The 14206-nt window shown below is 39.9% G+C and carries 9 protein-coding genes; all 9 read left to right on the top strand.

All coding sequences use genetic code 11. From position 1 onward, the window contains the following. The first annotated feature begins 27 nt into the window (after nt 1-27). Entirely contained in the window at nt 28-390 is a 363-nt protein-coding gene (rplL, locus tag RGU12_RS13090) for a 50S ribosomal protein L7/L12 (protein WP_116354150.1), read from the top strand. A 116-nt stretch (nt 391-506) separates the two neighbouring features. Continuing rightward, nucleotides 507-1112, top strand: coding sequence for a class I SAM-dependent methyltransferase (locus RGU12_RS13085; protein ID WP_309536514.1), 606 nt, complete (start codon nt 507-509; stop codon nt 1110-1112). A gap of 447 nt (nt 1113-1559) precedes the next feature. After that, on the top strand, nt 1560-5129 hold the full coding sequence (rpoB, locus tag RGU12_RS13080) for a DNA-directed RNA polymerase subunit beta (RefSeq protein ID WP_116354148.1): 3570 nt from the start codon (nt 1560-1562) through the stop codon (nt 5127-5129). Between the two features lie 246 nt (nt 5130-5375). After that, on the top strand, nt 5376-8969 hold the full coding sequence (rpoC, locus tag RGU12_RS13075) for a DNA-directed RNA polymerase subunit beta' (RefSeq protein ID WP_309536513.1): 3594 nt from the start codon (nt 5376-5378) through the stop codon (nt 8967-8969). 141 nt (nt 8970-9110) lie between these two features. Continuing rightward, nucleotides 9111-9359 carry a 50S ribosomal protein L7ae-like protein gene (locus tag RGU12_RS13070; protein WP_309536512.1) on the top strand — a complete coding sequence of 83 codons (249 nt, stop codon included), beginning with the start codon at nt 9111-9113 and terminating at the stop codon, nt 9357-9359. A gap of 105 nt (nt 9360-9464) precedes the next feature. After that, the gene (rpsL, locus tag RGU12_RS13065) at nt 9465-9887 is read left to right on the top strand and encodes a 30S ribosomal protein S12 (protein ID WP_116354145.1); all 423 of its coding nucleotides are present in this window, start codon (nt 9465-9467) and stop codon (nt 9885-9887) included. Between the two features lie 38 nt (nt 9888-9925). Beyond that, nucleotides 9926-10396: a 30S ribosomal protein S7 gene (gene rpsG / locus RGU12_RS13060; protein ID WP_010285031.1), complete on the top strand. Its 471-nt coding sequence runs from the start codon at nt 9926-9928 to the stop codon at nt 10394-10396. Between the two features lie 81 nt (nt 10397-10477). Then, nucleotides 10478-12556 (top strand): elongation factor G, encoded by a 2079-nt coding sequence (fusA, locus tag RGU12_RS13055; protein WP_309536511.1) that lies wholly within the window; start codon nt 10478-10480, stop codon nt 12554-12556. Nucleotides 12557-12676: 120 nt separating this feature from the next. Next, the gene (gene tuf / locus RGU12_RS13050; protein WP_309536510.1) at nt 12677-13867 is read left to right on the top strand and encodes an elongation factor Tu; all 1191 of its coding nucleotides are present in this window, start codon (nt 12677-12679) and stop codon (nt 13865-13867) included. Nucleotides 13868-14206 lie beyond the last annotated feature (339 nt).

Raw genomic sequence — 14206 nt, 5'->3', positions numbered from 1 at the left:
GGATAATTATTTAAGGAGGATTTTCTAATGACTAAAGAACAAATCATTGAAGCAGTTAAAAATATGACTGTTTTAGAACTAAACGACCTAGTAAAAGCAATCGAAGAAGAATTTGGTGTAACTGCTGCTGCTCCTGTAGCTGTAGCTGCTGGTGGCGGTGCTGAAGCTGCTGCTGAGCAAACTGAATTTGATGTTGTATTAGCAGATGCTGGTGCACAAAAAATCAAAGTTATCAAAGTTGTACGTGAAATCACTGGTCTTGGCTTAAAAGAAGCTAAAGAACTTGTTGACAACACTCCAAAGCCAATCAAAGAAGGCGTTTCTAAAGAAGAAGCTGAAGAAGTTAAAGCTAAACTTGAAGAAGTTGGAGCTGGCGTAGAAGTTAAGTAATAACTATTGAACGTAAGAAAAAGCTCGCTATGAAAGCGAGCTTTTTTTAAACTAATATTGTTTTTGGAATGAGATGGGTATACTGTACATATACTCTTATGTTGGGAGATACATAAATGACCGAACATTATTATACTAGCAAACCCACTGTATCAAGCAATCAAAAGACTCAGGCTTTTGTTTTAAAAGGACATACGTTTTCTTTTACAAGTGATAGCGGAGTTTTTTCAAAAAACGAGGTTGATTTTGGTTCAAGGCTATTAATAGAGGAATTTCATGCTCCTGAAATTGATGGTCCGTTTTTAGATGTTGGTTGTGGGTATGGGCCAATTGGTCTTGCGCTAGCAAAAGTACATAATGAACGTTCAGTTGAAATGATCGATGTGAATGAGCGAGCGATTGAGCTTGCGAAAAAGAACGCAGAAATGAATAAGATCAACAATGTGGAAATTCATCAAAGTGATTTGTTTACAGATGTAGAAAAACGAGGTTTTGCTGCGATTATTTCCAACCCGCCAATTCGTGCAGGGAAGAAAGTTGTTCATCATATTTTGGAAGAGAGTTATCAGTATCTAGTCCCAGGAGGAGAACTCTGGGTTGTGATCCAAAAGAAACAAGGAGCTCCATCTGCAATTGAGAAGCTTGAAGCGGTTTTTGACGATGTAGAAATTGTGGAAAGAAAAAAAGGCTATCACATCATTAAGGCAGTACGGATTAATTAGTTTGAAAAAATCTGCTTGACAAAAACAAAAACTTGTTGACTGCTCATTTCACGTGTGGTAGCATTATATAATGCCGATATGTAATTTTTCCATGTATAACTAAAAAATTAAATATATGTATAAATATAGTATGTATGGAAAAACTAATAAAATCAATAGTTTGTTTTTGAAAGTGTGGTTTTCTTAGTAGAAACCCTTTTTCTTTTTGTCTATAAAAAAGGTGTTTCGTACATAGTTAAAGACATTTTAACAAACAAAAAATGAGTGCATGTTAGGCTTATAAAGTCGAAGTAATTTGGAAATTGATAGGCTGCATTATGTGTCCTATCATTTTGATTTGTGGTTTACATTCTTATTAATTATAAAAGTTCCAAAGTAGACTTTAATAATTAGTAAGTATTTATAAATTAGCAAGATTAATAACGCTTGATATGAGGGGTGAATGGGTTGATAGGTCAACTAGTTCAGTATGGACGACACCGCCAACGAAGAAGTTATGCTCGTATTAGTGAAGTTTTAGAATTACCAAATCTTATTGAGATTCAAACCTCTTCTTATCAGTGGTTTCTTGATGAGGGTCTTAGGGAGATGTTTCAGGATATTTCCCCGATTGAAGATTTTACAGGTAATCTATCTCTAGAGTTCATTGATTACAGTTTAGGTGAGCCAAAATATTCTGTAGAAGAATCAAAGGAGAGAGATGTTACTTATTCAGCGCCACTTCGAGTTAAGGTGCGTTTAATTAACAAAGAAACTGGTGAAGTAAAAGATCAAGATGTATTTATGGGTGACTTCCCACTCATGACAGAAACAGGTACATTCGTTATCAATGGTGCAGAACGTGTAATTGTTTCTCAATTGGTTCGTTCACCAAGTGTTTATTTCAGTGGTAAAGTTGATAAAAATGGAAAACGAGGCTTTACTGCAACGGTAATACCAAACCGTGGTGCATGGTTAGAATATGAAACAGATGCGAAGGATGTTGTATACGTTCGTATTGATCGTACTCGAAAATTACCGGTAACGGTTCTTTTGCGCGCGCTTGGGTTTGGCTCTGATCAAGAAATCATCGATTTATTCGGTGAGAACGAATATTTACGTAACACACTTGAGAAAGACAACACAGAGAGCACAGAAAAGGCATTACTAGAAATATATGAACGTCTACGTCCGGGAGAACCACCGACTGTAGAAAATGCAAAAAGTTTATTAGAATCACGCTTTTTTGATCCAAAGCGTTACGACCTTGCAAGTGTAGGTCGTTACAAGATAAATAAAAAACTTCATATTAAGAACCGTTTGTTTAATCAACGTTTAGCGGAAACACTTGTTGATCCTGAAACAGGTGAAATTATCGTAGAAAAGGATACACTTCTCGATCGCAGAACGCTAGATCGTATCATTCCATATTTAGAGAATGGTATTGGCTTTAAATCACTTCAACCATCAGGAGGCGTAATTGATGAAGAAATCACTCTTCAATCTATTAAAATTTACGCACCGAATGATCCAGATGGCGAACAAGTCATTAACGTCATAGGTAATGCTTATGTTGAAGAAGCTGTTAAGAATATTACACAAGCGGATATTCTTTCTTCTATCAGTTATTTCTTTAACCTGTTACATCAAGTTGGAGATACTGATGATATTGACCATTTAGGTAACCGTCGTTTACGTTCAGTTGGTGAGCTTCTGCAAAACCAATTCCGTATCGGCTTATCAAGAATGGAACGTGTTGTTCGTGAGAGAATGTCAATTCAAGATACGAATACCATTACTCCACAGCAACTTATCAATATTCGTCCAGTGATTGCGTCTATTAAAGAGTTCTTTGGTAGCTCACAGCTTTCACAGTTCATGGATCAAACGAATCCATTAGCAGAATTAACACATAAACGAAGACTATCAGCATTAGGACCTGGTGGACTAACACGTGAACGTGCAGGATTTGAAGTGCGTGACGTTCACTATTCACACTATGGTCGTATGTGTCCGATTGAAACTCCGGAAGGTCCAAATATCGGACTCATCAACTCACTATCATCCTATGCAAAAGTGAATCGATTTGGATTTATCGAAACTCCATATCGAAGAGTTGATCCTGAGACTGGTAAAGTAACAGACCGAATCGATTACTTAACAGCAGACGAAGAGGATAATTATGTTACTGCTCAGGCGAATTCTCGCTTAAGTGATGATGGTCAATTTTTAGATGAAGATGTAGTTGCTCGTTTCAAGGGTGAAAACACAGTTGTTCACCGTGACCGAATTGACTACATGGACGTATCACCAAAGCAAGTTGTATCTGCAGCAACAGCTTGTATTCCATTCTTAGAAAATGACGACTCAAACCGTGCGTTAATGGGTGCGAACATGCAACGTCAAGCTGTTCCACTAATGAACCCGGAAGCTCCGCTTGTTGGTACAGGTATGGAATATGTATCTGGCAAAGACTCAGGTGCTGCTGTTATCTGTAAACACCCTGGTATTGTTGAACGCGTAGAAGCAAAACAAATTTGGGTACGTCGTTATGCAGAAGTAGATGGTCAGAAGGTAAAAGGTGATCTTGATAAATACCGCCTTCTTAAATTTATTCGTTCTAACCAAGGTACATGTTATAACCAACGTCCAATTGTTACAGAAGGGGACGAAGTTGTGAAGGGAGAAATCCTTGCAGACGGTCCTTCGATGGAAAAGGGTGAACTAGCGTTAGGACGCAACGTTCTTGTTGGTTTCATGACTTGGGATGGATATAACTATGAAGATGCCATCATTATGAGTGAAAGACTTGTAAAAGATGATGTATATACTTCAATTCATATTGAAGAATATGAATCAGAATCTCGTGATACAAAATTAGGACCTGAAGAAATCACGCGTGACATTCCAAACGTCGGGGAAGATGCGTTACGTAATCTTGACGAGCGTGGAATTATCCGCATTGGTGCTGAAGTAAAAGACGGCGATTTACTAGTAGGTAAGGTTACACCTAAAGGGGTAACTGAGCTTACAGCAGAAGAACGACTTTTACATGCAATCTTCGGTGAAAAAGCACGTGAGGTTCGTGATACTTCTCTTCGTGTACCACATGGTGGGGAAGGTATTGTCCTTGATGTTAAAGTATTTAACCGTGAAGACGGGGATGAATTACCACCTGGCGTAAACCAGCTTGTTCGTGTCTACATCGTTCAAAAACGTAAAATTCATGAAGGCGATAAGATGGCTGGTCGTCACGGAAACAAAGGGGTAATTTCAAGAATTCTTCCTGAGGAAGATATGCCATTCCTTCCAGATGGAACACCGATTGACATCATGTTAAACCCATTAGGGGTACCGTCTCGTATGAACATTGGTCAGGTACTAGAGCTACACTTAGGTATGGCTGCTAGACAGCTTGGCATTCATGTTGCATCACCAGTATTTGACGGTGCAACTGAAGAGGATGTATGGGATACGCTAGAGGAAGCTGGAATGTCTCGTGATGCGAAGACAGTCTTATACGATGGAAGAACAGGGGAACCGTTTGACAATCGTGTATCTGTTGGTGTGATGTACATGATCAAATTAGCACACATGGTTGACGACAAACTCCATGCCCGTTCAACTGGACCTTATTCTCTTGTTACACAGCAACCACTTGGTGGTAAAGCTCAGTTCGGAGGACAACGTTTCGGTGAGATGGAAGTTTGGGCACTTGAAGCTTATGGTGCTGCATATACATTGCAAGAAATTCTAACAGTTAAATCAGATGATGTTGTCGGTCGTGTGAAGACTTATGAAGCGATTGTTAAGGGTGAAAATGTACCAGAACCTGGTGTGCCTGAATCGTTCAAAGTATTGATCAAAGAACTTCAATCACTTGGATTAGATGTGAAGATCCTTTCTGGTGATGAAGAAGAGATTGAGATGCGTGATTTAGAAGATGAAGAAGAAGCAAGTCAATCAGAGGGAATTTCCCTTGATTCTGACCAACAAGTTGAATCAGAACTAGAAAAGAACGCAGTTGTAAAAGAATAACTTTATTCAGTAAAAGTTCATAACTTTTCTAAGTGGGATGAATGCAGGAATATAAAATTTCGGTTGTTGTTAAACCCCATGCTGAATAAAGTTATAGCCTCCGGCGGATGCCACGATTTTTCAAAGGAATTTTTTCGAGGCAAGGCTCGAAAAAAATCGGGCGCAAATACGCCAAGGCGCATTTGATTAGTTAACAAGCAAAGGTCAATTAGGGTAATCCTGTAGATCGAAAGGGAGGTAGGCCCCTTGCTAGATGTTAATAATTTTGAATACATGAGCATTGGTCTCGCTTCACCCGATAAAATCCGTTCATGGTCTTTCGGTGAAGTGAAAAAGCCAGAAACAATCAACTATCGTACATTAAAACCAGAAAAAGATGGGTTATTCTGTGAACGAATCTTTGGTCCTCAAAAGGACTGGGAATGTCACTGTGGTAAATACAAGCGTGTTCGCTACAAAGGTGTCGTCTGTGACCGATGCGGCGTTGAAGTGACTCGTGCAAAAGTTCGTCGTGAACGTATGGGACATATTGAACTTGCTGCACCTGTATCACATATTTGGTACTTTAAAGGAATTCCAAGCCGAATGGGACTTGTCTTAGACATGTCCCCTCGGGCTCTTGAAGAAGTGATCTATTTTGCATCCTATGTCGTAACAGAAACTGGAGATACTCCTTTAGATAAAAAGCAATTGCTTTCTGAAAAGGAATATCGTGCGTACCGTGAAAAATACGGAAACACATTCCATGCTGCAATGGGAGCTGAAGCGATTAAAAAGCTTCTTCTTGACATTGATCTAGAAAAAGAAGTAGATGGCCTTAAAGAAGAATTAAAAACTTCTCAAGGACAAAGAAGAACTCGTGCTATAAAGCGACTAGAAGTACTAGAGGCATTCCGTAACTCTGGAAATGAGCCTTCCTGGATGATCCTTGATGTACTACCAGTCATCCCTCCTGAACTACGACCAATGGTTCAGCTTGATGGTGGTCGTTTTGCAACATCAGATTTAAACGACTTATATCGTCGTGTAATTAACCGTAACAATCGTTTAAAACGTCTTTTAGATTTAGGCGCTCCAAGCATTATCGTTCAGAACGAAAAACGTATGCTTCAAGAAGCGGTTGATGCATTGATTGATAATGGGCGTCGTGGAAGACCAGTTACAGGCCCTGGTAATCGTCCATTAAAATCTCTTTCTCATATGTTAAAAGGTAAGCAAGGTCGTTTCCGTCAAAACCTATTAGGTAAGCGTGTTGACTATTCTGGTCGTTCCGTTATCGTTGTAGGACCGAATCTTAAGATGTACCAATGTGGATTACCGAAGGAAATGGCTTTGGAATTATTCAAACCGTTTGTAATGAAAGAGCTTGTTGAAAAAGGACTCGCTCATAATATAAAGAGTGCGAAGCGTAAAATCGAACGTGTACAGCCAGAGGTTTGGGATGTCCTCGAATCTGTTATTAAGGAGCACCCGGTTCTCTTAAACCGTGCGCCTACATTACACCGTTTAGGTATTCAAGCATTCGAACCAACATTAGTTGAAGGACGTGCAATTCGTCTTCACCCACTCGTATGTACTGCTTACAACGCCGACTTTGACGGTGACCAAATGGCGGTTCACGTACCACTTTCTGCTGAAGCACAGGCTGAAGCAAGATTATTAATGTTGGCAGCACAAAATATTCTTAACCCGAAAGATGGAAAACCAGTTGTTACGCCGTCACAGGACATGGTATTAGGTAACTATTACCTAACAATGGAACGTCCTGGGGCAGTTGGAGAAGGAATGGTCTTTAAGGATACAAACGAAGCTATTCTTGCGTATCAAAATGGTTATGTACACTACCACACAAGGGTTGCAGTACATGCTGGTTCACTAAATAACGAAACGTTTACTGAAGAACAAAATAATATGTTGCTTATGACAACAGTAGGTAAATTAATTTTTAACGAGATTCTTCCTAAGTCGTTCCCATATATTAATGAACCTACAAAAACAAACTTAGAAGTGAAGACACCTGAAAAGTACTTCATACCTAAGGGTGCAAATGTCAAAGAACTTATTCAAAATCAGGAACAAATTGACCCATTTAAGAAGAAAATACTCGGTAATATTATCGCTGAAGTCTTCAAGCGTTTTAAAATTACTGAAACCTCAAAAATGCTTGATCGCATGAAGGATCTTGGATTTAAGCACTCGACAAAAGCAGGTATTACCGTTGGTGTAGCTGATATTGTTGTCTTAGCTGAAAAAGAAGAAATCTTAGCTCAAGCACAAGCGAAGGTTGATAATGTTCTAAAACAATTTAGACGTGGTTTAATTACAGAAGATGAGCGTTATGATCGTGTTATCTCAATCTGGAGTGCGGCGAAAGATACAATTCAAGGTAAGCTAATGGCTTCACTTGATAAGCGTAACCCAATCTTCATGATGAGTGACTCTGGTGCCCGTGGAAATGCATCCAACTTTACACAGTTAGCTGGTATGCGTGGACTAATGGCGAACCCGGCTGGACGTATCATTGAACTTCCGATTAAATCAAGTTTCCGTGAAGGTTTAACAGTATTGGAATACTTCATTTCAACTCACGGTGCGCGTAAAGGACTTGCGGATACAGCCTTAAAGACAGCTGACTCTGGTTATCTAACAAGACGTTTAGTAGACGTTGCTCAAGACGTAATTGTTCGTGAGGACGACTGTGGAACAGACCGCGGCTTGCTTGTTGGTGCGTTAAAAGAGGGAACGGAAGTTATTGAACCTCTTGACGAACGTCTAAACGGCCGTTACGCAAGAAAGAAAGTTGTTCATCCTGAAACGAATGAAGTGTTAGTAGCAGAAAACGAATTAATTACAGAAGATATCGCAAAGGAAATTGTTGATGCTGGCATTGAGGAAGTAACAATTCGTTCTGCGTTTACATGTAATACACGCCATGGCGTATGTAAAAAATGTTATGGACGAAATCTTGCAACAGGTTCAGAGGTTGAAGTTGGTGAAGCAGTTGGTATAATCGCTGCCCAATCAATTGGTGAGCCAGGTACGCAGCTTACAATGCGTACGTTCCACACTGGTGGAGTTGCCGGAGACGACATTACACAAGGTTTACCGCGTATTCAAGAGCTATTTGAAGCGAGAAATCCGAAAGGTCAAGCCGTTATTACGGAAATTGGCGGTGTTGTAACGTCCATTAATGAAGTAAAAGATAGACAACAAGAAATTGTAATCCAAGGAGAAGTGGAATCTCGTTCTTACACTGCACCATATAGCGCTCGTTTGAAAGTTACTGAAGGAGAGCAAGTTGAAAGTGGTCAGGTACTAACAGAAGGTTCAGTTGATCCGAAGGAATTACTAAAAGTCACAAACACATCTGCTGTCCAAGAATACCTCTTAAAAGAAGTTCAAAAAGTATATCGTATGCAGGGTGTTGAAATTGGTGATAAACACGTCGAAGTAATGGTTAGACAAATGCTTCGTAAAGTAAGAGTCACTGATGCAGGTGACACAGATGTATTACCAGGTTCACTACTTGATATACATCAGTTCACTGATGCAAACACGAAGGTTTTACTAGAAGGTAAAGCACCTGCTACAGGTAGACCGGTTCTTCTAGGTATTACAAAAGCTTCACTAGAAACTGATTCATTCCTATCGGCTGCGTCATTCCAAGAGACAACACGTGTCTTAACTGATGCTGCAATTAAAGGAAAACGTGATGAGTTACTAGGATTAAAAGAGAATGTAATTATTGGTAAACTTGTTCCTGCAGGAACAGGAATGACTCGCTATCGTCGGGCAGAACCTGTAATTGTAGAGCAAGAAGACCCAGTAGGTGTTGAATAAAGGTTAGAAGAGCATATCTAAGATAGTGGATGTCTACTATGAGCAAAATAATTTTTATTTGCTTGTGGTTGACATCCTTCTCTTAGGGTGTTAATATATCTAAGGTGCTCCTTAAACCTGTTACTTTGGAGGATATTTTATATGTCTTATGAAAAAGTATCACAGGCAAAGAAGATTATTATAGGTACAAAGCAAGCAGTAAAAGCAATACAAACCTATAAAGTATCGGAAATTGTTATAGCAGAAGATGCTGATCGGCGCGTAGTAAACAAAGTTTTACAACTTGCTGAAGAACGACAAATTCCAATATCTAAGGTTGATTCGATGAAGAAGCTTGGAAAAGCTTGTGGAATCGAAGTGGGTGCTTCTGCTGTGGCGATTATTTATTAAAAACTGTTTTTGTGGAAAAAGGTTCTACAAAGACTTTGTTTTTTGCAAAAAAATGAACCACCTGGATATGTGGTCTTGACGAAAGAAGAAGGGAGGAAACAAATAATGCCTACAATTAACCAATTAATTCGTAAGGGTCGTGAAACTAAAGTTCAAAAATCCGACTCTCCTGCATTAAATAAAGGTTATAACAGCTTCAAAAAGTCACAAACTAATACTACTTCACCTCAAAAGCGTGGTGTTTGTACTCGTGTTGGTACTATGACTCCTAAGAAGCCGAACTCAGCGCTTCGTAAGTATGCTCGTGTACGTTTAACAAACGGAATTGAGGTTACTGCTTACATCCCAGGTATTGGTCACAACTTACAAGAGCACAGTGTTGTACTAATTCGTGGTGGACGTGTTAAGGACTTACCAGGGGTACGTTATCACATCGTTCGTGGTGCACTAGACACTGCTGGAGTTAATAACCGTGCGCAAAGCCGTTCTAAATATGGTACTAAGAGACCAAAAGCAGCTAAGAAATAATAGACTAACATATTTAAGTTTGAAAGGAGGAAATATCAATGCCTCGTAAAGGACCTGTCGCTAAAAGAGATGTATTACCAGATCCAATTTATAACTCAAAGCTTGTAACTCGTTTAATCAACAAAATGATGGTTGATGGAAAAAGAGGTAAATCACAAGCGATTTTATATAATGCATTTGATTTAGTTCAACAACGTTCAGGTAAGGATGCGATGGAAGTGTTTGAACAAGCACTTAAAAACATCATGCCTGTACTAGAAGTAAGAGCACGTCGTGTAGGTGGTGCAAACTATCAAGTTCCTGTTGAAGTTCGCCCTGACCGTCGTACTACTCTAGGTTTACGTTGGTTAGTAAACTACGCTCGTCTTCGTGGAGAAAAAACAATGGAAGAGCGTTTAGCTAACGAAATCCTTGATGCTGCTAACAATTCTGGTGCATCAGTTAAGAAACGTGAAGACACTCACAAAATGGCAGAAGCGAACAAAGCGTTTGCTCACTACCGCTGGTAAAATAAGAGCTCTGTTAAGTAGATTAACAGAGCCATTACTACAATAAAATCATACTTACTCATAGGAAGGAGAAAGACCCAAATGGCAAGAGAGTTCTCCTTAGAAAAGACTCGTAATATTGGTATCATGGCACACATCGATGCTGGTAAAACAACAACCACTGAACGTATCCTTTATTACACTGGTAAAATTCACAAACTTGGTGAAACTCACGAAGGTGCGTCCCAAATGGACTGGATGGAGCAAGAACAAGAACGTGGTATCACCATTACATCTGCAGCAACAACTGCATCTTGGAAAGATCACCGCGTTAACATTATTGACACTCCAGGACACGTAGATTTCACAGTAGAGGTTGAACGTTCACTTCGTGTACTTGATGGAGCTGTTACAGTTCTTGATGCGCAATCTGGAGTTGAGCCACAAACTGAAACTGTTTGGAGACAAGCTACAACTTATGGTGTTCCACGTATTGTATTCGTAAACAAAATGGATAAGATTGGTGCTGACTTCTTATATTCTGTTGGCACACTTCGTGAACGTCTACAAGCGAATGCACACCCTATCCAATTACCGATTGGTGCAGAAGATCAATTCAGAGGTATCATTGACCTTGTTGAAATGAATACAACTTTCTACGGTAATGACTTAGGAACTGATATCGAAGTAGGAGAAATTCCAGAAGAATTTCTAGATCAAGCAAACGAATACCGCGAAAAGCTTGTAGAAGCAGTAGCGGAATTAGACGAAGACTTGATGGAAAGATACCTTGGCGGAGAAGAAATCTCTAATGAGGAATTGCGTGCAGCTATCCGTACAGCTACACTTAAGGTAGAATTCTACCCAGTATTGTGTGGAACTGCATTTAAAAACAAAGGTGTTCAAAAGGTACTTGATGCTGTTATCGACTATCTTCCAGCACCAACTGATGTAGCATCCATTGAAGGTCATGATGCTGATACTGGAGAAGACATTGAACGTCATTCAGACGACAGTGAGCCATTCTCAGCACTTGCGTTCAAAGTAATGACTGATCCTTTTGTTGGTAAGTTAACATTCTTCCGTGTGTATTCAGGTACATTAAACTCTGGATCATACGTGAAAAACTCAACAAAAGGAAAGCGTGAGCGTATTGGACGTATCCTTCAAATGCACGCGAACCACCGCCAGGAAATCTCAACTGTATACGCTGGTGACATCGCTGCTGCTGTTGGATTGAAAGATACAACAACTGGAGATACGTTATGTGATGAAAAAGATAATGTAATTCTTGAATCCATGACATTCCCAGAACCGGTTATTCAGCTATCTGTTGAACCGAAATCAAAGGCTGACCAAGACAAAATGTCTACAGCTTTACAAAAGCTTCAAGAAGAAGACCCTACATTCAGAGCACATACTGATCAAGAAACGGGTCAAACGATTATCGCTGGTATGGGTGAGTTACACTTAGATGTCCTAGTGGATCGTATGAAACGTGAATTCAAAGTAGAAGCAAATGTTGGTGCTCCACAAGTTGCGTATCGTGAAACTTTCCGTCAATCTGCACAGGTTGAAGGTAAATTCGCTCGTCAATCTGGTGGACGCGGTCAATACGGACACGTTTGGATTGAATTCTCACCAAACGAAGAAGGAAAAGGCTTCGAATTTGAAAACGCGATTGTTGGTGGGGTAGTTCCACGTGAATACATCCCTGCTGTACAAGCTGGTCTAGAAGACGCTCTTGATAGAGGGGTTCTAGCTGGTTATCCGTTAGTTGATATTAAAGCTAAGCTTTATGATGGTTCTTACCATGATGTTGACTCAAGTGAAATGGCGTTTAAGATTGCTGCTTCAATGGCACTTAAGAACGCTGCTTCAAAATGTCAACCGGTTATCCTTGAGCCTGTCATGAGGGTTGAAGTTGTTATCCCTGAAGAATACATGGGTGACATTATGGGTGGTATTACTTCTCGTCGTGGACGCGTTGAAGGTATGGAAGCTCGCGGTAATGCACAAGTAGTACGTGCGATGGTTCCACTATCTGAAATGTTTGGTTATGCTACTTCATTACGTTCTAACACACAAGGACGTGGAGTATTTACAATGCATTTCGATCACTACGAAGAAGTACCAAAATCAATTTCTGAAGAAATTATCAAAAAAAATAAAGGTGAATAATTGATTTTCGCCTTTACATCAAGTATAACTACTTATGTAGGCCTTGAAAGTGGAGGTACCTCCACTTTCGGGATATCATACTTACTATTAAAATAACAAATACTTAAGGAGGCTTTTCAAATGGGAAAAGAGAAATTTGACCGTTCGAAACCACATGCTAATATTGGTACAATTGGACACGTTGACCATGGTAAAACTACTTTAACAGCTGCTATCACTACTGTTCTTGCTAAAAGAAGCGGAAAAGGTGCAGCAATGGGTTATGACCAAATTGATGGTGCGCCTGAAGAGCGTGAGCGTGGAATCACAATCTCAACTTCACACGTTGAGTACGAAACTGAAAACCGTCACTATGCACACGTTGACTGCCCAGGACACGCTGACTACGTTAAGAACATGATCACTGGTGCTGCTCAAATGGACGGCGGGATCTTAGTAGTATCTGCTGCTGACGGCCCAATGCCACAAACTCGTGAGCACATCCTTCTTTCTCGTCAAGTAGGTGTTCCTTACCTTGTTGTATTCATGAACAAATGTGACATGGTAGACGACGAAGAATTATTAGAATTAGTAGAAATGGAAGTTCGTGACCTTCTTTCTGAATACGACTTCCCTGGTGACGATGTACCAGTAATTAAAGGTTCTGCTCTTAAAGCTCTTGAAGGTGAAGCTGAGTGGGAAGAAAAAATCATTGAATTAATGGCTGCTGTTGACGAATACGTTCCAACTCCAGAGCGTGACACTGAAAAGCCATTCATGATGCCTGTTGAGGATGTATTCTCAATCACTGGCCGTGGTACTGTTGCTACAGGACGTGTTGAGCGTGGACAAGTTAAAGTTGGTGATGTAGTTGAAATCATCGGTTTAACTGAAGAGCCAAAATCAACTACTGTAACAGGTGTTGAAATGTTCCGTAAGCTTCTTGACTATGCTGAAGCTGGTGACAACATTGGTGCACTACTTCGTGGTGTTTCTCGTGAAGAAATCCAACGTGGTCAAGTACTTGCAAAGCCAGGTACAATCAAACCACACACAAAGTTCAAAGCTGAAGTTTATGTTTTATCAAAAGAAGAAGGTGGACGTCACACTCCATTCTTCTCAAACTACCGCCCACAGTTCTACTTCCGTACAACTGACGTAACTGGAATCATTCAACTTCCAGAAGGTGTTGAAATGGTTATGCCTGGTGACAACATCGAAATGACTGTTGAACTAATCGCTCCAGTAGCAATCGAAGATGGAACTAAGTTCTCAATTCGTGAAGGTGGACGTACAGTAGGCGCTGGCGTTGTTGCTACAATCACTGAGTAATAACAATATGTCTTCAAAAACAGGCGGATGATCCCGCCTGTTTTTTTGTGTGTAATTTCTTCTATAGATATAGAAAGGGAACGTCAGAATTTTATAGACAACTTTGTTTCCAAAATCTTACGCCAAAATAATATGATGCTATAGTTGAAAAGTCCTTTATAGGTGTGTATAATTGAAAAAGTGCGAAAGACATGCATAAAACGAAGAATTATGTTGCATTTCGTATGAGTTTTTTATATAATAGACAATGTTGGTCTTTGACTGCGATGATGTGGAAGGTTGCTGATACACCCGGCCGCTTTGCCATGGCGAGTGTAAGGAAATTTCCACGGAGAAGGT

The organism is Ferdinandcohnia sp. QZ13 (genome assembly GCF_031324165.1).
Classification (GTDB): domain Bacteria; phylum Bacillota; class Bacilli; order Bacillales; family Bacillaceae_L; genus Ferdinandcohnia.
Note: the sequence above shows the minus strand (reverse complement) of the source record. Positions and strands in the feature narration are given on the sequence as shown.